This window comes from Gordonia sp. 'Campus', from assembly GCF_022206305.1.
In the GTDB taxonomy this organism is placed as follows: Bacteria; Actinomycetota; Actinomycetes; order Mycobacteriales; family Mycobacteriaceae; genus Gordonia.
In genome coordinates, this window is sequence record NZ_JAKOIW010000013.1 from 125,941 (window position 1) to 148,173 (window position 22,233).

At 68.6% G+C, this 22,233-nt stretch carries 21 protein-coding genes and 1 pseudogene; 11 read left to right on the forward strand and 11 right to left on the reverse strand.

All coding sequences use genetic code 11. The features are described 5' to 3' along the window. Together MAY35_RS15205 and sdhC are read right to left on the reverse strand one after the other, a co-directional pair. On the reverse strand, window positions 1-456 hold the full coding sequence (locus MAY35_RS15205) for a succinate dehydrogenase hydrophobic membrane anchor subunit (RefSeq protein ID WP_004021682.1): 456 nt from the start codon (window positions 454-456) through the stop codon (window positions 1-3). Window positions 457-468: 12 nt separating this feature from the next. After that, the gene (sdhC, locus tag MAY35_RS15210; RefSeq protein ID WP_238422131.1) at window positions 469-873 is read right to left on the reverse strand and encodes a succinate dehydrogenase, cytochrome b556 subunit; all 405 of its coding nucleotides are present in this window, start codon (window positions 871-873) and stop codon (window positions 469-471) included. A 224-nt stretch (window positions 874-1,097) separates the two neighbouring features. Here sdhC and MAY35_RS15215 point away from each other — a divergent pair, with 224 nt between their 5' ends. Genes MAY35_RS15215 through MAY35_RS15225 form a run of 3 tightly spaced genes read left to right on the forward strand, consistent with a single transcriptional unit; the run spans window position 1,098 to window position 3,957 of the window. After that, complete coding sequence (locus MAY35_RS15215) at window positions 1,098-1,502, forward strand: cytidine deaminase (protein WP_238422132.1); 405 nt, start codon at window positions 1,098-1,100, stop codon at window positions 1,500-1,502. After that, entirely contained in the window at window positions 1,499-2,830 is a 1,332-nt protein-coding gene (locus tag MAY35_RS15220) for a thymidine phosphorylase (protein WP_238422133.1), read from the forward strand. The genes MAY35_RS15215 and MAY35_RS15220 overlap by 4 nt, the downstream gene beginning before the upstream one ends. Further along, window positions 2,827-3,957: an adenosine deaminase gene (locus MAY35_RS15225; protein ID WP_238422134.1), complete on the forward strand. Its 1,131-nt coding sequence runs from the start codon at window positions 2,827-2,829 to the stop codon at window positions 3,955-3,957. The genes MAY35_RS15220 and MAY35_RS15225 overlap by 4 nt, the downstream gene beginning before the upstream one ends. A gap of 23 nt (window positions 3,958-3,980) precedes the next feature. On the opposite strand, the gene MAY35_RS15230 is transcribed toward MAY35_RS15225, so the two are convergent. The 3 genes from MAY35_RS15230 to MAY35_RS15240 form a co-directional block, all read right to left on the reverse strand. Then, window positions 3,981-5,288 (reverse strand): primosomal protein, encoded by a 1,308-nt coding sequence (locus tag MAY35_RS15230; RefSeq protein ID WP_238422135.1) that lies wholly within the window; start codon window positions 5,286-5,288, stop codon window positions 3,981-3,983. Between the two features lie 124 nt (window positions 5,289-5,412). Next, complete coding sequence (locus MAY35_RS15235; protein ID WP_238422136.1) at window positions 5,413-6,366, reverse strand: C40 family peptidase; 954 nt, start codon at window positions 6,364-6,366, stop codon at window positions 5,413-5,415. Continuing rightward, a complete protein-coding gene (locus MAY35_RS15240; RefSeq protein ID WP_238422137.1) occupies window positions 6,363-6,722 on the reverse strand; it encodes a type VII secretion target in 360 nt (119 codons plus the stop codon). Before MAY35_RS15240 ends, MAY35_RS15235 begins: the two co-directional genes overlap by 4 nt. 165 nt (window positions 6,723-6,887) lie before the next feature. Here MAY35_RS15240 and upp point away from each other — a divergent pair, with 165 nt between their 5' ends. Next, the gene (gene upp, locus MAY35_RS15245; RefSeq protein WP_238422138.1) at window positions 6,888-7,517 is read left to right on the forward strand and encodes a uracil phosphoribosyltransferase; all 630 of its coding nucleotides are present in this window, start codon (window positions 6,888-6,890) and stop codon (window positions 7,515-7,517) included. A gap of 595 nt (window positions 7,518-8,112) precedes the next feature. Further along, the gene (locus MAY35_RS15250) at window positions 8,113-9,375 is read left to right on the forward strand and encodes an HNH endonuclease signature motif containing protein (RefSeq protein ID WP_238422139.1); all 1,263 of its coding nucleotides are present in this window, start codon (window positions 8,113-8,115) and stop codon (window positions 9,373-9,375) included. Between the two features lie 151 nt (window positions 9,376-9,526). Here the strand turns inward: MAY35_RS15250 and MAY35_RS15255 are convergent, their stop codons facing one another. Together MAY35_RS15255 and MAY35_RS15260 are read right to left on the reverse strand one after the other, a co-directional pair. Further along, the gene (locus MAY35_RS15255; RefSeq protein ID WP_238422140.1) at window positions 9,527-10,195 is read right to left on the reverse strand and encodes a hypothetical protein; all 669 of its coding nucleotides are present in this window, start codon (window positions 10,193-10,195) and stop codon (window positions 9,527-9,529) included. A 41-nt stretch (window positions 10,196-10,236) separates the two neighbouring features. Then, complete coding sequence (locus tag MAY35_RS15260; protein ID WP_238422141.1) at window positions 10,237-11,040, reverse strand: purine-nucleoside phosphorylase; 804 nt, start codon at window positions 11,038-11,040, stop codon at window positions 10,237-10,239. Window positions 11,041-11,140: 100 nt separating this feature from the next. Here MAY35_RS15260 and MAY35_RS15265 point away from each other — a divergent pair, with 100 nt between their 5' ends. Further along, complete coding sequence (locus tag MAY35_RS15265) at window positions 11,141-11,839, forward strand: enoyl-CoA hydratase/isomerase family protein (RefSeq protein WP_238422142.1); 699 nt, start codon at window positions 11,141-11,143, stop codon at window positions 11,837-11,839. After that, a complete protein-coding gene (locus tag MAY35_RS15270; protein WP_238422143.1) occupies window positions 11,839-13,038 on the forward strand; it encodes an amidohydrolase in 1,200 nt (399 codons plus the stop codon). Before MAY35_RS15265 ends, MAY35_RS15270 begins: the two co-directional genes overlap by 1 nt. Window positions 13,039-13,070: 32 nt before the next feature. Here the strand turns inward: MAY35_RS15270 and MAY35_RS15275 are convergent, their stop codons facing one another. Beyond that, window positions 13,071-13,550, reverse strand: a complete 480-nt coding sequence (locus MAY35_RS15275; protein WP_238422144.1) for a gamma-glutamylcyclotransferase — start codon at window positions 13,548-13,550, stop codon at window positions 13,071-13,073. Between the two features lie 315 nt (window positions 13,551-13,865). Between MAY35_RS15275 and MAY35_RS15280 the strand changes: the two genes are divergently transcribed. The 3 genes from MAY35_RS15280 to MAY35_RS15290 all read left to right on the forward strand — a co-directional run bounded on the left by MAY35_RS15280 (window position 13,866) and on the right by MAY35_RS15290 (window position 17,263). Then, entirely contained in the window at window positions 13,866-15,269 is a 1,404-nt protein-coding gene (locus tag MAY35_RS15280; RefSeq protein ID WP_238422145.1) for an NAD(P)H-quinone dehydrogenase, read from the forward strand. A gap of 130 nt (window positions 15,270-15,399) precedes the next feature. Beyond that, window positions 15,400-16,782: a hypothetical protein gene (locus MAY35_RS15285; protein ID WP_238422146.1), complete on the forward strand. Its 1,383-nt coding sequence runs from the start codon at window positions 15,400-15,402 to the stop codon at window positions 16,780-16,782. A 40-nt stretch (window positions 16,783-16,822) separates the two neighbouring features. Continuing rightward, window positions 16,823-17,263 (forward strand): hypothetical protein, encoded by a 441-nt coding sequence (locus MAY35_RS15290; RefSeq protein ID WP_238422147.1) that lies wholly within the window; start codon window positions 16,823-16,825, stop codon window positions 17,261-17,263. A 13-nt stretch (window positions 17,264-17,276) separates the two neighbouring features. On the opposite strand, the gene glpK is transcribed toward MAY35_RS15290, so the two are convergent. Beyond that, window positions 17,277-18,764: a glycerol kinase GlpK gene (gene glpK, locus MAY35_RS15295; RefSeq protein WP_238422163.1), complete on the reverse strand. Its 1,488-nt coding sequence runs from the start codon at window positions 18,762-18,764 to the stop codon at window positions 17,277-17,279. A 76-nt stretch (window positions 18,765-18,840) separates the two neighbouring features. On the opposite strand from glpK, the gene glpD reads away from it, so the two are divergent. Further along, the gene (gene glpD / locus MAY35_RS15300) at window positions 18,841-20,583 is read left to right on the forward strand and encodes a glycerol-3-phosphate dehydrogenase (protein WP_238422148.1); all 1,743 of its coding nucleotides are present in this window, start codon (window positions 18,841-18,843) and stop codon (window positions 20,581-20,583) included. Window positions 20,584-20,617: 34 nt separating this feature from the next. Here glpD and MAY35_RS15305 read toward each other — a convergent pair whose 3' ends face one another. After that, window positions 20,618-21,409: a DNA-formamidopyrimidine glycosylase family protein gene (locus MAY35_RS15305; protein ID WP_238422149.1), complete on the reverse strand. Its 792-nt coding sequence runs from the start codon at window positions 21,407-21,409 to the stop codon at window positions 20,618-20,620. A 24-nt stretch (window positions 21,410-21,433) separates the two neighbouring features. Beyond that, window positions 21,434-22,233 (reverse strand): annotated as a pseudogene (locus MAY35_RS15310) (DEAD/DEAH box helicase); the annotation flags it as partial.

Sequence of the window (22,233 nt, forward strand, 5' to 3'; positions counted from 1 at the left end):
TTAGCCGACGCTGTTGACGTCGAAGGTGAGGAGGGCGTAGGTGCCCATCGTGAGGACGAGGATCATCGACACGGCGAGCAGAACGTTCAGCCAGAAACGGGTCGAGTCCTTGCGGGAGTAATCGGCGATCACGGTGCGCACGCCGTTGCCGCCGTGCAGCTGGGCGAGCCACAGCATGGTCAGATCCCAGATCTGCCAGAAGGGCGAACTCCACCGCGCGGCGACGAACGAGGCGTCGATGCGGTGCACGCCGCCGTCCCAGGCCAGCATGATGAACATGTGGCCGATCGTCAGGACGACGAGCAGCAGGCCCGAGAAGCGCATGAACAGCCACGCGTTCTTCTCGAAGTTCCCGCCCTTGGGCTTACGGGGCGAGCGCGGGTTGTCCAGGCTCGCGGGACGGTCGTGTTGCGTACCGAGGGTCTTGGCGACACCGGTGGCTTCCGAGGTGGTCATCTCTGGTGTCTCCTACAGGTGGCTGAACATGATCTGCAGCAGGCGGACCGCGCCGGCACCGAAAGCGATGACGAACAAGGTCATGGCCACCCACAGCATCTGCCGCTGGTACTTGGGACCCTTGGACCAGAAGTCCACGAGGATCAGGCGCACGCCGTTGAAGGCGTGGAACAGGACGCATGCGACCAGGGCGATCTCCATGAGACCGATGAGTGGCGTCTTGTAGGTCTCGATGATCGCGTCGTACTGGTTGGGGTCGACGCGGATGACCGCGGTGTCCAGCACGTGCACGAACAGGAAGAAGAAGATGGTGACGCCCGTGATGCGGTGGAGGACCCACGACCACATGCCGGGATCGCCGCGATACAGGGAACGTCTGCGCACCGGGTCGGGTGCGACTTCCATTGAGGTGCTCATCGGGAAACTGGCCTCCAACATCGTCGATGGACGCATCGAATCGGCATGCTCCGACTCGACCATGGACCCATAGAAAGAGACTCTAAACCCATGCTGACAGCGGTGGTAAATTGCCCGAACCGATCTGGGCGACAAGACATTACGAGTTAGGTTTGCCTTACCCAAGCTTTGCGGTGATGAAGTTCCGATGAACGGCCGGTTACGCCGTGCGACAGGAGATCTACGTGGTTGCCGAAATCGAGTGGAATATGTTGCGGGACAAAGCGAGAAGTGTCATCGGGCATGCATACGCCCCGTACTCCGGGTATCCGGTCGGGGCGGCCGGCCTCACCGCCGAAGGGCATGTTGTCGCCGGGTGCAATGTGGAAAATGTCTCATACGGTCTGGGCGTCTGCGCCGAGGTCTCGCTGGTCGCGCAGCTGGTGAGCGGCGGCAACCGGACGCTGCGTGCGGTCAGCGTCTGTGACGCCCGCGGCGCGGCGCTGATGCCGTGCGGCCGGTGCCGTCAGGTGCTCCTGGAGTTCGGCGGACGCGAGTTGCTCATCGATCACCCCGACGGTCCCCGGACACTGGGTTCGTTGCTGCCCGATGCGTTCGGTCCCGACGACCTGGCCGCGGTCCGCGCATGACCGGCACGGTCGACGACGCCATCCATGCCGTGTCGGTGATCGCGACCAAGCGCGGCGGCCAGGCGCTCGGTGACGCGCAGATCGCCTGGATGGTCGACGGTTACACCCATGGCGAGGTGGCGCCCGAACAGATGTCGGCGTTGTTGATGGCGATATACCTGCGCGGTATGAACAGGCAGGAGATCGCCTCCTGGACCCACGCCATGATCGACAGCGGGCGCCGGATGGACCTCTCCGGGTTGCGCCGCGACGGACGGCCCCTGGTGACGGTGGACAAACACTCGACCGGCGGCGTGGGCGACAAGATCACGCTCCCACTCACCCCGCTCGTCGCGTCCTTCGGCGTCGCCGTCCCGCAACTGTCGGGCCGGGGGCTCGGTCACACAGGCGGCACACTCGACAAGCTCGAATCCATTCCGGGGTGGCGGGCCGAGGTCGGCATTGACGACATGATCGCCCAACTCGAGCGGGTGGGGGCGGTCATCTGTGCCGCCGGCGCGGATCTCGCGCCGGCCGACCGCAAGCTGTACGCCTTGCGTGACGTCACCGGCACCGTCGAATCCATCCCGCTGCTGGCCTCGTCGATCATGAGCAAGAAGATCGCCGAGGGCACCGGCGCGCTGGTGTTGGACGTGAAGACCGGATCGGGTGCCTTCCTCCCCGACGAGGACGACGCCCGCGAACTCGCCTCGACCATGGTCGAACTCGGCCACGACGCGGGAGTGGACACACGCGCGGTCATCACCGACATGAGCACGCCGCTCGGACGGGCGGTCGGGAACGCGGTCGAGGTCGCGGAATCGGTGGAGGTCCTCGCCGGCGGTGGGCCCTCTGACGTCGTCGAACTGACCTTGGCGTTGGCGCGCGAGATGCTCGACGCCGCGGGGCTGCCCGACACCGATCCCGCCAGCCACCTCGCCGACGGTCGGGCGATGGACTCGTGGCGGTCGATGATCGCGGCGCAGGGCGGCGATCCGGACGCCCCGCTGCCGGTCGCCCGGCATCGCGACGACGTGTCGGCCGACCGCGACGGCGTCGTCACCGGTATGGACGCACGATCGGTCGGCGACGCCGCCTGGCGGCTCGGCGGTGGGCGCTCGAAGCCGGGGGAGGCCGTCGCCGCGGAGGCCGGTGTGATCATCCATGCCAAGCCCGGCGACCGGGTGCGCGCCGGTCAACCGCTCTTCACCTTGCACACGCGGGACGAATCCCGGCTGGCAGGGGCACGGGCATGCCTCGACGCTGCGGTGACGATCGACGATCCGGCCGGCGATGTCGGCGCGCACAGCCGCCCCCTGATCGTCGATCACGTTAGGTTCACACCATGACGACGCTGACGCCGGCGAACATCTCCCTCGCACCCAAGGTCCTACTGCACGATCACCTCGACGGCGGGTTGCGGCCCGCGACTGTCCTCGAGCTGGCCCGGGAGGTCGGCTATGACGGGCTGCCCACCGACGCCGACGGTCACCCGATCGACGACGCCGCCACCCTCGCGCAGTGGTTTCGCGAAGCTGCTGACAGTGGGTCCCTCGAGCGGTACCTGGAGACCTTCTCCCACACCGTGGCGGTGATGCAGACGGCGCCCGCGCTCGAACGCGTCGCGCGGGAGTGCGTGGCCGACCTCGCCGATGACGGTGTCGTCTACGCCGAGGTCCGGTATGCCCCCGAACAGCATCTCGAAGGAGGGCTGGACCTCGACGAGGTGGTGCAGGCGGTGTTGCGCGGCTTCGCCGACGGCGAGGCAGAAGCGGCCGCCCGGGGCAAGAACATCACGGTGCGATGCCTCGTGACCGCCATGCGCCACGCGGCCCGGTCACGCGAGATCGCCGAACTCGCCGTGCGGTACCGCGACCGCGGCGTCGTCGGATTCGACATCGCCGGTGCGGAGGCCGGGCACCCGCCGACCCGCCATCTCGACGCCTTCGAGTACATGCGTGCCAACAGCGCGCCGTTCACGATCCACGCGGGCGAGGCGTTCGGCCTGCCGTCGATCCATGAGGCGATCGGCTTCTGCGGGACTGATCGCCTGGGGCACGGCGTCCGCGTCTTCGACGACATCGAGTTGCCCGCGGGCGTCGATCTCGCGGCACACTCCTTCGCCGGCGCACGACTGGGCCAGATCGCGAACGTGGTGCGCGACAAGCGGATTCCGCTCGAGTTGTGCCCCAGCTCGAATGTCCAGACGGGGGCGGTCGCCTCGCTCGCCGAGCATCCCTTCAACGTGCTCGCGCGGCTGCGGTTCCGCGTGACGGTGAACACCGACAACCGGCTCATGTCCGACACCACGATGAGCAAGGAGTTCGGATTGCTCGCCGAGCAGTTCGGCTACGGCTGGGCCGACTTCGAGCGCTTCACCGTCAATGCCATGAAGTCGGCGTTCATCCACTTCGACGAACGCCTCGCGTTCATCGACGACGTCATCAAGCCCGGATACGCGGTGCTGCTGGGCTGACGGTTCGGCGCCGGCTCGGGCCGTCAGCCCTTCTTGGTGAGTCGGGCCTCGAAGTCGTGCTCGAGCGCCCGCCACGCCTCGGCCTCGTTCTCGAACGGACCGCTGGGGGCCATGCGCTTGGGGTCGGGGTTCACCGTGTAGTCCACGAACCATCCCAGCGGCGTCGTCGTGCCGAGGGCCTCGTTCACGGTGTCGTCGCCGGCGTAGTCGGCGGCGTCGGTGAACAGTTCGACGGCGAGGTCGAGCTGGTCACGGTCCATCCGTCGGGGTCCGTCGATGATGTCGTCGGCGAGGCCGGGCAGGACGTAGACGTTGTCGTCGATGACGTCGAACTCGAGTGAGCCGTCGGTGGCCTCGGTGCGGACCTGTTCGAACGTCGACAGATCCGCGAGATCGTGGGCGTTGTCGTCGGCGAGGAACCGCGACAACGCGCGTGCGGAGGAGAACACGAAGATCTTCCCCTTGTCGCCGAGGAAGACCGGGTCGTCGCCGAGGTAGCAGCGCAGCGTCAGGTACTCGCCCGCGCTGGTGACGATCCGGATGGGGTCGATGCCGACGGCCGCCCAGAAATCGTCGTCGTCGTAGTCATCCGCGTCCTCGTCGTCCACGTCGTCTTCGTCCACGTCGTCTTCGTCGACGTCCGTGTCGTCGTCATCCGTGTCGTCGGCGGAATCGTCCGCGCCGACGATCTCGATGTCGTCATCGGTCGGTTCGTCTTCGTCCTCGGCGGAAGCGGCGGCCTCCAGTTCGGCTTCGGCGGTCTCGACGGCCTTGGCGTCGACCTTCGGAGTGGAGATGACCCCGTCGATGGCATCGAGCACATCGTCCCAGTGCTTGGCGATGAGGCGTCCGATGCGCACCCACAGATCGGCGCCCTCGCGGCCGTCGAAGTTGCGGGTTCCGGTCGTGACGGCGCCGACGATGGGGTTGCCGTTGAAGAACTTGGTGACCGGGGTCAGCTCGCAGACCTCCCCGAGGATGCGCACGATCTCGAGCGCGTCCTCGAGTTCGGCGATGACTTCCGGGGTGGGGTCCTCGGCGGCCAGTTCGGGTACGCCGACGAGGTCGTAGCTGTGGCGTTCGTCGGGCACGAGTTCGTCGGCCTGGAGACCGACGACCGTGGACCACGCCGGGTGCTCGACGAGATCGTTGTCGTCGCTGTTGCGGATGAACGCGGCGAGCTCGGCGACACCGGGCAGCACGTAGAGATCCTCGTCGAGTCCGAGGAAGGCCTCCCACTCGTCGTCACCCTCGCGCCAGCGAGGTGCCCACAGTGTGAAGCTGTTTCCGTCGGTGAGTCCGAGCTCAATCGGGACGATGTCTCCGGCCATGGGGACACAGCCTAGCGATTGTCGACGCCGATTCCAGTAGTGACCCCACAGACTCCCGGTGGTCTGCGGACGACGAATGGATGAACGCCCGCGACATCGACGACGACGGTTGCGGGTACGGCTGTCATCGCGGGCGGAAGAAGCCCTCGAAGGTCTGGTCGAGGTTCGACGTCCGTACCGGCGAAACACTCACCGGGTCACCGGCTTCCACCATCTGGTCGTTTCCGATGTACATGGCGACGTGCCCGGACCACACCGCGAGATCGCCCGGTTGCAGCTGGGCCCGCGACACCTGGATGCCTGCGGTGTCCTGCTCTTGGGCCAGGCGCGGGAGATCGAGGCCGGCCTGTCGGTAGGCCCATTGGGTCAGACCGCTGCAATCGAACCCGTCCGGTGTGGTGCCACCCCACACGTAGGGGACTCCGCGCTGGCTCAACGCCGCACGTACCGCGGTGGCGGCCCGTTGGTCGGGTGCGTAGGCCACCGAACCGTCCGGGAGCGTGACGGGGACACCACCGCGGACGGGGGTGGTGGACAGTCCGCTCGCCGGGTCGGCGACCGTCACCTCGGCAGGCGCGGTGTGTCGGGCCAACGCGGTCATCGCCTCGGTGTCCGACCGGAGGTCTGCCCGCGCCCGGCTCACGGTCGCGATTCCCCGCCCGATGTGATCGATCGCCACGGGGAGGATCGCCAGGAGGCCCGCCGGCGTGATCGGACCGCCCGCCAGCGCGCGGGCGGAACGGTCGAAGGAGTCCACGAGCTCGTCGAGATGCACCGCTGCGGCAAGGACCGTGCGGCTCGCTCCGTCGACGAGACGGGCGAAGTCGTCGGCGCTCTCGGCGAGCCCGGTCATGGTCTGGTGCAGCGCCCCGGCCGCATCGCCGGCGCCGGCCCCGCCGGCGCCCTCCCAGGTGGTGAGGACCGTATCGGTGGCCGAGACGGAGCGACGACGTGCGGACTCCACGGTGCCGGCGGCGATGCGAAGGGTCTCGGCGGGATTCCCGGGCGTCAGCACGCCGGTACCGAGCGCATCGACGAGCCTGCGCAGCGGTTCGATGAGGAGCTCGACGCCGATCACAGGGTCAGCTCCCGGTCGGCCGCTGCGCAGTCGCAGTCGACGTAGGCGGCATCGGCGGATCGGGTGGCCGCCGAGATCTGACCAGAACGCGCCGCGATGGCGTCGGTGGTGCGTCGGTGAGCCTGGAGGAATTCGGCGACGGCGGCGAGGAACTCGGCGCCGATCAGGCCGAAGGTGACAGCCAACTCGACCAGATCGTTCGACTCGTCGCTGCGCCGGCCCTCGAGGAGGGCCGCGTTGTCCCGATGCGTATCGGCGAAGGTTTGCAGGGCCACGGGATCGGTGCGGAGACGAAGAGGTGCCGGATGGTCCGGCCCCGGTGCGGGGGATGCGGCGGGTGAGGGGAACGGGCTCATGGGTTTCAGACGCTGCGCGACGCCGACGGGTTCCATCGTTTTGTCGGAAGGCGCTCGTGCTCACGGAGTCGTCGTCCTGTCCGCAGGTGCTCGTCCGGGCGCGGAGTGAGACGGGGGGATGACCAAGCCGCACGCGCGTCCCGTCCAGGAAATAGGGTGGTCGCCATGGATTGCCTGATCGTCGACCATCCCCTCGCGGCCGCGCGGCTGACCACCATGCGGAACGAGAACACCGACAACGCCGGGTTCCGGGGCGCCTTGTCGGACCTCACGCAGATGCTGATCTACGAGGCCCTCGCGGACGCTCCGCGCGCCGACGTCGTGATCAACACCCCGTTGACCTCCCACACCGGGTCGCGGCTGGCGGCCCCGCCGCTGCTGGTGCCGGTGTTGCGCGCCGGACTCGGCATGGTGGAGCAGGCTCACGCGATGGTCCCGGAGGCACACGTCGGATTCGTCGGTCTCGCACGCGACGAGGAGACCGCACAGCCGGTGCCATATCTCGAGTCGCTGCCCGAGGACCTGGCGGGGAGGCCGGTGTTCGTTCTCGACCCCATGCTCGCAACAGGCGGGTCGATGCTGCACACCATCGAGCTGCTCGTCGCCCGCAACGCCACCGACATCACCGCGGTGTGCGTTGTCGCGGCACCGGAAGGTGTTGCTGCTCTGGAGAATTCAGGCCACCCGTGCCGCCTCGTGGTGGCCGCCGTGGACGAGGGCCTCAACGACGTCAACTACATCGTCCCCGGACTCGGTGACGCCGGTGACCGGCAGTTCGGTCCGCGATACTCGTAGGGCTAATGGGTTTGTTTCGCCGGGGTTGCGTCGATAGCAACACCTGGGCGGGCGGGTATGGTCTGCACCGAGATGCGGGTGCGTTCGTGGAGACTCGCCCGTAGAGCAGGGACCCGCTCTACCGATACTTCGGCAAACCTGGTGCGCCGCGCGGCGGTGACCCATGCGATTGACCCGCTGCAGGAAAACCATTCATTTGGAGCGCATCCCGTCATTGTCCGGTGCATGGCTCTGTCGACGTCATGTGGCGGGTCGCACCCGTGGTCGATCGCTGTCGCACCGGGCCGACTCCGAATCGAAGAATTCTTCTTTGCGTCGATCGCAAGTACCCACGGTTCCAACTATGAGGGCGCAACCCGACCACTGCGGCAGCCATCACCGAACCAAGAGTCGCGGGGAGCGGTACGGAAGGGACGCATCCTCGGCGAGGTTCGCCTCGGTCTGAACAATAGATCCACCACTTTTGGATAAGAAACGAAACGGGTGGGACAGGAGTTCACCACAGTTGTCGTTCTGAGTCGGCTGCGCCGATTTCGACTATGCGGCAACACCTTCCGAAATCAAGGGCTTGTGGAAAGTCCTCGTAGTCGAACGCATGTTCCCGTACAGTGGAGTCATGCCCGAGCTCGCCACCCTCCTCGATCGGCTCATCGAGACCACCCCGCCCGCCGACGATCCCAGCGGTCGAACAACATTCGATGCGCTAGACACCCTGCGGTTGATTCGCAACGCAGTCGACCATCAGATCGTCCTGCATGCAACGCGACTCGATGAACTGGGCGTCGCACAGATGGCGGGCAGCACCACCAAGAAACTGTTGATCGAGATGGGTTACGCGCCCGCTGCCGTCCACCGGATCATGCGCATCGTCGACGCCCTACCAGCGCTACCTACTCTCGCCCGTCACGCCGGCGACGGACGGCTGTCCACCGAGATCGTCGACGCCATCGTCCGCGGTATGCGCCACATCGAGACACGCTGTCCTGAAGGGCTTTCGGACAACGACAAGAGTTCACACGAGATCGAGCTAGCCGGTCAAGCCCTGTCCGGTGCCACGCCGGCACAAGTACTCCAACACGCCCGCACCATCGGCAACATCCTGGCCGACGCAACCGACACCGGGATCCCCGCCGCGGACGATTCGACTCTGAACGCGGTCAATGCCCACACCACCGACGACGGACGCGTCGACATCCGCGCCGACCTCACCCAGACCGTCGGCGAAAAGTTCCTCACCATGATCGACGAACGCTCCTGCCCGAGACCCGAACCCGACGGTGCCGACGACCGCCGCACCGCAGAACAACGTCGCGCTGATGCCCTCGAACTCATCCTCGACCAAGCAGCACTCGGAGCGAGCATCGACAGCATCGGCAGCCCACGCACTCAGCTGCTGCTGACCATTCCCGCGACGGGTTCCGATCCGGCCAGCCTGCCGTGGACGGGATCGGTCACACAGGCTGCCGCCAAGGAGGTGTCCTGCGACGGATCGCTCACCGAGATCATCCTCGACGGCGAAAGTGTACCGCTACAGATGGGACAGACCCGTCGACTGTTCCCCGCCCACCTCCGCAAAGCCGTCATCATCCGCGACAGCTGCTGCATCAAATGCGGTGCACCACCATCACACACGCAGGTCCACCACATCGCCCACTGGGCCGACGGCGGCACCACCGACCTCGACAACGGATGCCTGCTCTGCCAACGCTGCCACACCCAGGTCCACCACCACGGCTGGGACATCGTGATGGGTTTCGACCGACACCCCTGGCTCGTCCCACCCGCCACCATCGACCCGCAACGCCGACCACTACCCGCTTACAACCGCCGCACGATGCGACTCGATGACGCCGCCTGATCTCAGGCCGACTGAATTGCCCGCTAACACAACAAACTTCGCGTAGCACCTTCCGCACCCGGCCCCCGGGACCGCATCCGTACCTTGACAACTCCACAGTGTTACCGGGCCCCGTCCGCCGAGGCGGTGTGTCAGCCCCGCCGATAACCGATCAACCGGGCAGTGACCAGTACGCCAGCATCGGCTCGGCGGTCAGCACAGAGCCGTTCTCGACGATGGTGAGGCTCGTCGGTGAGACGAGGTAGCTGACGGCTCCGTTGCGTGCCTCGAAGGTGTCGCCCGTACGGGTGGGGAATTGCAGTTCGATTCCACCCTCGGGTGCGAGGCCCTTGTAATACCAGCGGCCCGACTGGCTACCGACCTGGCAGATCACCACGCGCGATCGAGAGGTCTGACCCACCGCGACGGCGGGGTCACCCGCGGCATTGCAACGTGGACCGTCGGTGAATCCCTGCCAGTCCGCGCCGGAGACGGTGGGGATCGGGCGTGGCGGAGTCGACGAGGTGCTGGGGGTAGTCGGCGTCGTGGTGGTGGGCGTCGTCTCGGCTGACCGGGTGACCGTGCTGGTGAAGGTCGGAGTCGACGACTGCCCGCCGTCCGCGGAGTCGCGGTCCGCCGACTCGTCGTCGGCGGGAATGAAGAGCAGGGCTGCGAGCACCGCTGCGACGACCAGCAGCACACCTGCACCGATCGCCACCAGCACGGCGGGCGACGACCAGGGCGACCGGGGCGGCCCGGGAGTCGGCCGGCCCTGTGGATAACCGCCCTGCGGGTAACCGCCCTGTGGGTAGCCGGCCGGACCGCTCGGTGGATAACTCATGTCGCTCCTTCGGTTCGCGCCGGTCCGGGGTCCGTGCGTGTCTACAGTTCGCCGACGATCTGCGCCAACAGCTCACCCATGCGGGTCGCCGACGCGCGCCCCACCTCCAGCACCTCCGCGTGGCTCAGGTGCTCGCCGGTCATGCCCGCCGCGAGATTCGTGACCAGCGACACCCCGAGTACGTCGAGCCCGGCGGCGCGGGCCGCGATGGTCTCGTGGACCGTCGACATACCGACCAGGTCGGCTCCCATCGTGCGCAGCATGCGGATCTCGGCAGGTGTCTCGTAGTGCGGGCCCGGCAGTCCCGCATACACGCCTTCGGCGAGGTCGGGGTCGATGCGGCGAGCGATGTCGCGCAGACGTGGCGCATAGGCGTCGACGAGGTCGACGAACCGGGCGCCGACCAGCGGTGACCGGGCCGTCAGATTGAGATGGTCGGAGATCAGCACCGGCTGGCCAACCGTCATGTCCTCGCGCAGGCCGCCCGCCGCGTTGGTCAGCACGATGGAGCGCACACCGGCGGCCGCGGCCGTCCGGACCGGGTGTACGACACGGGCCAGATCGTGTCCTTCGTAAGCGTGAATACGACCGAGCATCAACAGAATCCGACGATCGGCGACACGAACCGAATGCACCACTCCGCCGTGACCGGCGGCCACGGGTGCCGTGAAGCCGGGAATCGCGGCCATCGGCACCGAACGAACCGGCCGACCGAACGCTTCGGCTGCCGGCGCCCACCCGGACCCGAGGATGACTGCGACATCGTGTGTTGCAGCGTCGGTCTCGGCGGCGATCATGGCCGCGGCGGCGACCGCCGCGGCGTCTGCGTCGACAGTGGGATCCATGCGCCAACCCTAAACCGTGGGCGCTCCCGCCGATGGCATGCCGAGACCGCCCGGGCGATCGCGTCGGTGGCCCGGAGACGGCAGGCGATAAGGTCGGCACATGCCTTATCTGAACGAGACCGGTGAGGTCGTCGAACTCCAGCTCGGTGCCCGCGGGGAGGAGATCAGCGAGTCCAACCCGGAGAACCGCTTCCGGCTGGACTGGCTGGACGAGGTCGACGGGTTGCTCGACGACGTCATTGCGAATCCGACGCATCCGCTCGTGATCACGGCCACCGGCAAGTTCTTCTCCAACGGACTCGACACCGATCACATCTTCGCCGCGCCCGATCAGCTTCCCGGTTACCTCGACCGCGTCCACGCGCTCTACGCGAAGGTCCTCACGCTGCCCGTGCCGACCGTCAGCGCGATCAACGGCCACGCGTTCGGGGCGGGCGCGATGCTCGCGCTGTGCACCGACCACGTCCTGATGCGTACGGAACGCGGATTCTGGTCGCTGCCCGAGGCCGCGCTGTCCATGCCCTTCACCCGCGGGATGGCCACCCTGCTGCGCACCAGACTCGACGACCGGACCGCGACCGAGGCGATGTACACCAGCCGTCGCTACGCCGCCGACGCCGCGGTGGACGCCGGCATCGTCGACGAGGCGGTCGAGGTCGGGCAGCTCGCCGCCCGCGCAGCCGAGATCGCCGCGGCTCGGGCCTCGACCGTCGGACGCAACCTCGCACTGATCAAGCGCGGGTTCCGCGCCCCGCTGCTCGAGGACCTGGCGACACCGACGCCGCCCGGAGTGTTCTGATGACCGCCGCGGGAGCGGGCTTCGCCGCGGCCGACAACCCCATCGACGCCTGGCTCGCCGCCCACGGAACCGAGCTCATCGCGTGGCGCCGGGACATCCATGCGCACCCCGAACTCTCGCGGCAGGAGGTTCGCACCACCGAGCTCGTGATGGCGGAGCTGTCCGCCGCCGGTCTCACCCCACGGCGCCTGCCGCTGGGCACCGGTGTGGTCTGCGACCTCGGACCGTCCGGCGAACCCCGCATCGGTCTGCGCGCCGACATGGACGCGCTGCCCATCACCGAACACACCGGTCTGCCGTTCACGTCGACCGTCGACGGCGCCTCGCACTCGTGCGGTCACGATGCGCACACCGCCATCCTCCTCGGTGTCGCCAAACTCCTCGCCGCCGCCGAACCCCTACCCGTGGGTGTGCGCCTGATCTTCCAGGCCGCCGAGGAGGTCATGCCGGGCGGCGCGCTCGACGCCATCGAGGCCGGCGTCACCAACGGCCTGGGCCGGATCTTCGCGCTGCACTGCGACCCGCGCCTCCCCGTCGGGGCCATCGGACTCCGCTCCGGACCCCTGACCTCGGCGGCCGATCACATCGAACTGCACCTGCATTCCGCGGGCGGCCACACCTCGCGTCCGCACCTCACCGGCGACCTGATCTACGCGATGGGCACCGTCATCACCGGGCTTCCCGGCATCCTGTCCCGTCGCGTCGACCCACGCTCAGGCACGGTGATGGTGTGGGGTGCCGCCAACGCGGGCAGCGCCCCCAACGCCATTCCGCAGGAAGGGCGTATGCGGGGGACGGTTCGTACCGGCGACCACGCGACCTGGGCCGAACTCGAACCCCTGGTGCGCAGCGTCATCGGCGAACTGCTCGCGCCCCTGGGCGTCCGTTACGACCTCTCGTACTTCCGGGGCGTGCCACCCGTGGTCAACGACGAGACCGCCGTCGGGATGTTCGAACGGTCCGTGTCCGCGATCGGCCCCCGGGCTGTTGCGGACACGCCGCAATCGCCCGGTGGGGAAGACTTCTCGTGGTACCTCGAACAGGTGCCGGGAGCGATGGCCCGCCTCGGCGTCTGGGACGGTTTCGGACCCCAGGTGGACCTGCACGCACCCAACTTCGACCTCGACGAACGCGCCCTTGCCATCGGGGTCCGCGCATTGGCGGGGATCGTCCTCAACGCGCGCAGCGCGGCAGGCTGAACCCCGACTCGATCACTCCGCCGTCGAAGGGATCACTCAGCGGGCCCCGGCCCGGGCCCGACATTGCGCGACTCGCGCAACCGAAGGTCCTGCACGTACTCAGCGGGTGCCCCGGCGATCTCGGCGGCCTCGGCCATCACACCGAGGTAGCGCGCCGAGGGCAGACCACCCTCGAACGCGTCGAGGACATACAGCCACGCCAGGACGGGTCCGTCTTCGGTGTCGACGCGCGCGCGGATCTTGCGGTGGATGCCGAGTTCGGAACCCTCCCAGCGGTCCAGGAGGTCCTCGTCCTCGGTGGTGACGTCGTAGAGGACGACGAATACACGCGCCTCCGGGTCGTCGCGATCCTCGGTGACCGTGGCCAGCGAACCTTCCCACCCGATGTCGCCGCCGCCGAAGGTCAGACGCCAGCCGCGGAGCCATCCGGTGCCCGACATCGGCGAGTGCGGAGCGCGCTCGGCCATCTGCTCGGGATGCATGTTGGATCCGTAGGCTGCGTAAATCGGCACGGATGGAGCCTAGATGGTCCACGGCGAGTCCGGAAGGTGACACCGACCCGCGGCGGCCCGGTGTGATCCGTGCATCCCCGGCGCCCTGACGTGTCCGACATCACCGACACCGGCCGGTCGGTCCGACGCGGGTCGGCCTCGTGCACGACGCCGACGCCGCGCGACTAGTTTGGTAGGCGGCGCGAACGCCGCTTGCCCGGTTCGCCCCCGAGTAACGCACCACCCACGCGACCTCGACAGACCTCGACGACACGCAGCCGGTGCGCGACGCCCCCACGAGGGGCCGCGGAGCACCGGCGAGGAACAGGAGTGACAGTGACCAGGATCGTCATCATCGGCGGCGGACCGGCAGGCTACGAGGCCGCACTCGCCGCGGCCGCCTACGGAGCCGACATCACGGTGATCGATTCGGACGGGATCGGCGGCGCCTGCGTCCTGTGGGACTGCGTGCCGTCGAAAACGTTCATCGCCTCGACCGGCATCCGCACCGAGGTCCGACGCGCCGTCGACCTCGGCATCAACATCAAGGCCGACGACACGATGGTCACGCTGCCGCAGATCCACCAGCGCGTCCGGGACCTCGCGTTCGCACAGTCCGCCGACATCCGGTCGCGGCTCGTCAGCGAGGGCGTGAAGCTCGTCAACGGGACCGCCACGCTCGACGAGTCGCAGGTCGGGGTGTCGTCGCACTCGGTGCTGGCGACCCTGGCCGACGGCACCACGCAGCGCTTCGACGGTGACGTGGTGCTGCTCGCCACCGGCGCGTCGCCGCGGGTCCTGCCCGACGCACAGCCCGACGGCGAACGCATCCTCACCTGGCGTCAGCTCTACGACCTCGAGGAACTGCCCGAACATCTCGTCGTCATCGGGTCCGGTGTGACCGGCGCCGAGTTCGTCCACGCCTACACCGAACTGGGTGTGAAGGTGACGCTGGTGTCCAGCCGTGACCGAGTGCTCCCGCACGAGGACGAGGATGCCGCGCTGGTCCTCGAGGACGCGCTCGCCGAACGCGGCGTCGAACTCGTCAAACACGCCCGGGCCGACCGGGTCGAACGTTCCGGCGACACCGTCACCGCACATCTGGCCGACGGATCGACCGTCACCGGCACCCACGTGCTGATGACCGTCGGGTCGATCCCCAACACCTCCGATCTCGGTCTCGAACGTGCCGGGGTCGCGGTCGGCAAGGGCGGATACATCGACGTGGACCGCGTCTCGCGCACGTCGGTGGCCGGTATCTACGCCGCCGGGGACTGCACCGGACTCCTTCCGCTCGCGTCGGTGGCAGCGATGCAGGGACGCATCGCGATGTATCACGCACTCGGCGAGGGCGTCAGCCCCATCAAGTTGAAAACCGTTGCGTCAGCGATCTTCACACGTCCCGAGATCGCCACCGTCGGGGTGTCGCAGAACGCCATCGACACCGGCGAATACCCGGCACGGACCGTGATGCTCCCGCTGGCGACCAACCCCCGGGCCAAGATGAGCGGGCTCCGGCGCGGGTTCGTGAAGATCTTCTGCCGGCCGGCGACGGGTGTCGTCATCGGCGGAGTGGTGGTGGCGCCCAACGCATCCGAACTCATCCTGCCGATCGCCCTCGCCGTCCAGAACAAGCTGACGGTCGGCGACCTCGCGCAGACGTTCTCGGTGTACCCGTCGCTGACGGGGTCCATCACCGAGGCGGCCCGTCAGCTCGTCCGCCACGACGATCTCGACTGACCCGATCCGCCATCCACATCGCCCCGGTTGTACACAGGATGCCGCGCGCCCATCCCGACCTCCCGCGGTGACGGTAGGGTCATAGCGATTTGGCCGACCCGGCTGTCCGGTCCGCGACGAGGGAGGTGTCGTGTCATCGCCTGAGCAGTTCTACAACACCCACGGTGCCGGCAACGATCGCGGTTTCGACGGTGCGCGGACCGAGTGGGCGGGGATGGGCATCGACGAGGTGCTCGACGTCCTCTCCTCCATGAATCCTGGTGTGGCCGACGGTGACGTCAACACGATCCTGCAGGCGATCGAGGCGGTACGACGGGCAGCCGAGGCGATGCACGGCATGTTCGGCGATCAGATGTCTGGTCAGGCCTCGGATGCGGCGCTGGAGGCCGGCCGCTCGTTGTCGGCGGACATGGCGACGACCTCGGCGTCCGCAGGGCAGATAGGCGACGCGATGTCCGGCGCCGCCGGAATCCTGGAGTCGACGCGCGGTCAGGAGGGTCGTCTCCGGGAACTGCAGCAACACCTGCGCGACAACCCTGAGCAGGCGGCCTCGGTCCGGCACGAGGTGGACCGGACGATGACCGGCACGTACTCGTCCCCGATGATCGGTGTCCAGTACACGCTGCCGCGGGAGCCGGTCAACGCCAACGGGATGACGTCCGGGCTCGGGACGGGCGACGTCACGCGGTCCGCTGCCGGTGGCACCGGATCGGAGACGGCGCGTGGTCAGGCCGCCAACACGGTCGACGCCGGCGATTTCGGACCGTCGGGGACCCGGGCCACGCCGACAGGGGTCCCTGCTGCCGGGCCGGGCCCGGCGGGTGGCGGTCCGGGCGCGACAGCAGCCCCGGCCGCCGCATCGGGGCCCTCGGCGGGGTCGGCACCGCGCGCAGGCGGGGACGGACCGGACGGTCTGCTCCGTGGCGGGCGTGGGTCACCCGAGGCGGTGACGAGAGGTGCGTCGTCAGTGCCGGGCTCCCAGCACCCGACCCCCCACCCCGCCGGCTCCGCGTCGGGAGCTGCGAGCGGACTGCCGGGTGGCTCCTCCGGTCCGATCGCGCCGCTCGCCATGGCCGCGCCCGCCCCGGGACCTTCGTCGGCGGCCCCGCCGTCGGCGCCTGTCACGTCGCCCCCGTCGGTATCAACCCCGTCGGCGTCCACCCCGCCGGGCGCCGTCGCGCAGCGCCCGGGAGGTATCGGCTCCCCGGGTCCCCTCGGGGTTCCGCCCGGATCGCGCCGACCCGGTGGCGACGACGAGACACACCGGGCCGCACCATATCTGAACACCCGCGAGCACGGCGCCGAGATCGTCGGCGACATGCCGCTCGTCGGTCCGCCGGTCATCGGCGACTGGGTTCGCCCGACATTTCCCTCGACACCGGAGCCCGCACCCGGACCGGCTCCCGAGAGCACCGACGCATCACCGTCCCGGGATGCCGGTGGGGACCACCCGGCCTCCAGCACGACGACCGACGTCGAGGCCCCGGCGCCCGCGAAGCCGGGTGGCACGTGACCGCGACCCGGTCAGGGCGGGAACCCATGGGGGGAGTCCCGTGCTGACCCGAGTCGACCGGTTGCCCGGTGGGGTCGCGCGGCTCGTCGACGCCGTCCCCGACGAGGACATCACCCGCTGCCTGCAGCAACTCGTCGCGACAGCCCTGGATGTGACGGCGGCGTCCACGCCGGAGATCCGTGACGTCACCCGGCACTGGCGCCAGCACGGTTCCGCCGCGCCGGACGACGCCTCCCGCCTGCGACTGCTTGCCGCGCAACACGATTTCGATGCATTCACGCATCACCGCCGTGGCGACATCGATGCTCAGCGGGACAGTTTCCGGCGCGCGCGGGCGCTCGACTGCGTGCTGGCGGCGATGTCGACGTCCCTCGCCGGCCAGTCGCCCCGGAAAGCGCTCCGCGAAACCGCCTACGAGGCGGCCGCGGCTCTCGGTGCGGGCGCCGGGGTGGTGGCGATACTCGCCGACCACGTCATGTGATCTGCGCGGCCGCTCAGGCCAGGCCGAAGCTGTGCTCGACGGCCCGGTTCCATTCCGCGTAGAGACCGTCGCGACGTTCCTGGTCCATCCCGGGTTCCCACCGGCGGTCCTCGGCCCAGTTGGCGCGGATGTCGTCCTCGCTCTCCCAGAACCCCACGGCCAGACCGGCGGCGTAGGCGGCGCCGAGCGCAGTCGTCTCGTTGACAACAGGTCGCACGACCGGGACGTCGAGGATGTCGGCCTGGAACTGCATCAGCAGTTCGTTCACCACCATTCCGCCGTCGACCTTCAGTGTCGACAGCTCGACCCCCGAGTCGGCCTGCATCGCCTCGATCACCTCGCGGGTCTGGAAAGCGCTGGCCTCCAGGGCCGCTCGCGCGAGGTGACTCTTGTTCACGAACCGGGTCAGGCCGACGATGACGCCGCGCGCATCGGATCGCCACCGCGGCGCGAACAAACCGGAGAAGGCGGGGACGAAGTACGCGCCGCCGTTGTCCTCGACCTCCGCGGCCAGCTTCTCGACATCGGATGCCTGCGCGAACAACCCCAGGTTGTCGCGCAGCCACTGGATGAGCGAACCGGTCACCGCGATCGATCCCTCCAGGGCGTAGCGAGCGGGCTGGTCACCGATCCGGTAACAGACGGTGGTCAGCAGGCCGTGCTCGCTGAAGACCGGTTCCGTGCCGGTGTTGAGCAGCAGGAAGTTCCCGGTCCCGTAGGTGTTCTTCGCCTCGCCGGGCTCCAGGCACGCCTGTCCGAAGGTGGCCGCCTGCTGGTCGCCCAGGATTCCCGACAGCGGCACACCGGGGAGAGGTCCGTTGCCGCGCAGCGAGCCGAAATCGCCGGAGGAGCTGCGGATCTCGGGGAGCATCGCCATCGGGATACCCATCTCGGCGCAGATGTCGGCGTCCCAGGTCTGGGTGCGCAGGTCCATCAACATGGTGCGCGAGGCGTTGGTGACGTCGGTGACGTGTTGGCCACCGTCCACTCCGCCGGTCATGTTCCAGGCGATCCAGGAATCCATGGTGCCGAAACACAATTCGCCGTTCTCGGCGCGCTCGCGGAGGCCGTCGACGGAGTCGAGGATCCAACGCGCCTTGGGGCCGGCGAAGTAGGTGGACAGCGGCAGTCCCGTGCGATCGCGGTACCGGTCGTCGCCGACGTCACCGGCGAGTTCCTCGCACAGGTCGCTGGTACGGGTGTCCTGCCAGACGATCGCATTGTGCACCGGTGTGCCGGTCTCGCGGTCCCAGATGACCGTCGTCTCGCGCTGATTGGTGAGTCCACACGCCACGATGTCCTTGGCGGTCAGGTCCGCCGACGCCAGGGCGGCGGCGCCGACCCGGCGGGTGTTGCGCCAGATCTCGGCGGCATCGTGTTCGACCCAGCCCGCGCGGGGAAAGATCTGTTCGTGCTCGAGTTGTTCGACGCCGACGACGCGCCCCTTGTGATCGAAGATCATCGCCCGGGTCGAGGTGGTGCCCTGGTCGATCGCCGCCACGTATCTGCCTGCCCTGCCCACGCCGGACAGTGTCGCACGCTGTCGCGTCGGCCGAGATCAATTAGGCTCGGCAAGCATGAACACCGAGTTCAATCCGGACCGGCCGGCCGACATGGGGCCGCTCTATCACGCCGAGGCGTGGCGCAGACTCGGTGCCGAACAGTTCGATGTCCTGGTCATCGGCGGCGGGGTGGTGGGCGTCGGCGCCGCGCTCGACGCGGCGACGCGCGGCCTGCGGGTGGCGCTCGTGGAGGCCCGCGACATCGCGTCAGGTACGTCGAGTCGGTCGTCGAAGATGTTTCACGGCGGGCTCCGCTATCTCGAGCAACTCGAATTCGGTCTGGTACGTGAGGCACTGAGGGAACGTGAGCTTTCACTGCGCTTTCTCGCACCCCACCTCGTCAAGCCGCTGCCGTTCCTCTACCCGCTCACCCAGCGCGTCTGGGAGCGGCCGTATGTGGGCGCAGGCATCTTTCTCTACGACCGCATGGGTGGCGCCAAGTCAGTTCCCGGACAACGTCACGTCACGCGGTCGGGTGCGCTGCGGGTGGCACCCGCGCTCAAGCGCAATTCGCTCATCGGCGGAATCCGGTACTACGACACCGTCGTCGACGATGCGCGGCACAGCCTCACGGTCGCCCGTACGGCCGCCAATTACGGCGCGGTCATCCGCACGTCCACCCAGGTGATCGGTTTCCTGCGTGAGTCCGACCGGGTGCTCGGAGTCCGGGTGCGTGACACCGAGAACGGCGACGTCACCGAGATCCGGGCCCACTGCGTCATCAACGCCGCGGGGGTGTGGACCGACGAGGTACAGGCTCTGTCGCGTCAGCGCGGACACTTCAAGGTGCGCGCGTCCAAGGGTGTGCACATCGTGGTGCCCCGCGACCGCATCGTCAGCGAGACCGCGATCATCCTCCGCACGGCCAACTCGGTGCTGTTCGTCATCCCGTGGGAGACGCACTGGATTATCGGCACCACCGACACCGACTGGAACCTCGACCTCGCGCACCCGGCCGCCACCCGTGCCGACATCGACTACATCCTCGAACGGGTCAACGAGGTCCTCGTGACCAAGCTGACGCACGACGACATCGAAGGTGTGTACGCAGGGTTGCGTCCGCTGCTCGCCGGTGAGGACGACGAGACCTCGAAGCTGTCGCGTGAGCACGCGGTCGCGACTGTCGCGCCCGGTCTGGTGTCGATCGCGGGCGGCAAGTACACCACCTACCGGGTGATGGCTGCCGACGCCGTCGACGCGTGCAACGACTTCATCCCCACCCGGGTCGCGCCGTCGATCACCGAGCGGGTCCCGCTGCTCGGCGCCGACGGCTACTTCGCGCTCATCAATCAGTGCGAACACCTCGGGCAGCGATTCGGGTTGCACCCGTACCGTATTCGGCGATTGCTCAACCGGTACGGCTCACTCATCGACGACGTGCTGTACTACGCCGACGCCGACCGGTCGCTGCTCCGACCGCTCGCTGCCGCACCGCAGTATCTGCGCGTCGAGGTGGTGTACGCCGCGGTCTCCGAAGCGGCACTGCACCTCGAGGACGTCCTGGCCCGACGAACGCGCATCGCGATCGAGTACTCGCACCGCGGCGTCGACTGCGCCGACGAGGTCGCCGATCTGCTGGCGCCGCTCCTCGGTTGGACCACCGAGCAACGCGACTTCGAGGTGGCGACCTACGTCGCGCGGGTCGAGGCCGAGGTCGCCTCGCAGCGCCAGCCCGACGACGACTCGGCCGATGCGCTGCGGGCGGCCGCACCAGAGGCACGCCCGGAGATTCTGGAGCCGGTGCCGGTCCCGGAGTGAGCGTCGACGTCATCCCGGCGTCCTCGCGCCACGTTCAGGTCTGGCAGCGGGGGCACCAGTAGATCGACCGTTCTCCGCCGGGAGAGGCGAGTTCACCGCGCCGCACCGGAGTGGCACATCGACGACACAGGCGGCCGTGGCGGCCGTAGACCCACATGCGGGCGTTGGGAGACGTGTTACCCGTCGTGGTGCGCGCGGACCGCATCCGGTTGGCCCACAGGAGTCGTCGGCTGAGATCGACGACGGGCCCGAGCTCCACCTCGCCCACCGGCCGGGTGGGCAGGACGCGGCGGAGAAAGCAGATCTCGCTGCGGAAGACGTTGCCGATCCCCGCGATCAGACGCTGGTCGAGCAGGGCCGAGCCGATCGTCTCCGCCGGCTGCGAGGCGAGCCGGCGGATGGCCTCCTCGCGGTCGAAATCGTCGTCGAGCAGATCCGGTCCGAGGTAGTCCAGAGCGGCGTCGGGGTCGGCGAGCAACTCGAGTACGCCGAGATCGAAGCCGACTGCCTCGTGGTCGGCGGTGCGCAGGACCGCTCGTGCCTGGTAGGCGGGACGTCTCCACCGTTGGCCGCGCCGGTGGACATGCCAGGCACCTTCCATCTTCAGGTGCGAGTGGATGCTGAGGGCGTCCCCGGCTCCCGGACTGCTCTCGTCGACATCGATGAGGAGGTGTTTGCCGCGTGAACGGACCGAGACCACCTCGCGGCCGGAGAGGTCGGCGGTGGCCAGCGACGGTATGCGGAAGTCCGAGGATTCCAGCACGTGGCCCGCGAGTCCGGCGCGCAGTCTGGCCGCGGCGGCGAAGACGGTGTCGCCCTCAGGCATGGTTCTCCTCAGGCACGGTTCTCCTCAGGCATGGTCACCGAAACGTAGCCGGATGCCGCGTGGGGTCGTCGAGAATCCGGCCTCGACCAGAACCTTGCCGAAGTCGGTGCCGCGCACGGGTTCGGAGTCGATGTGATCGATGGTGAGCCGCGAGATCCGACCGCGGCGTACGAGCGCGACCAGGGCCCCGGCCGCCGACTCCAGGCGTGGGATGGAGTCGGTGAAGGTGAGCAGGGTCTTGCCGCCGCGTTCGACGAAGCATGCCAGTTCGCCGTCGACCAGGACCACCAGCGCTCCCGGTTTACGGCCGGGTCGGTGACCGGCATCGGCGTCCCGGGACCGTGGCCATTCGAGCGCGGCGCCGAACGGGTTGGCCGGGTCGGTGGCGGCCAGCACGGTGGCCTCCCGCGGCGGTTTGCGGTCGGGGAGTGCGTGCCGCCGCAGCTCGTCGACCGTCGCCGGCGACGCGAACTGGGCACCGCCGAGCCCGTCGACGTAGTAACCGCGCCGCACGTGCCCGTTGTCCTCGAAGACGGTGAGCGCCTTGTAGACACGAGCGAAGCCACCCGTGACCTCTTCCGAGGCGACGCTGCCGCGGGTGATCACGCCGTATCGGGTCAGCAGCTGATCGCACAGGCCCTGGGTCGCCAGCGTCGGGTCGATCGCGGGGTGATCCAGTCCGAACCAGCGTCCGACGGCGGTGGGCGACACGGGTGGGGCCGCCGAATGGTCGGTCAGGTAGCGCGCCGACAACCGTCCGGCCCGCAGCCGCGGTGCGCGTCCCCGGGCCCGGTGGGCCGGTGCCGACCGGGCCCGGGGACGCG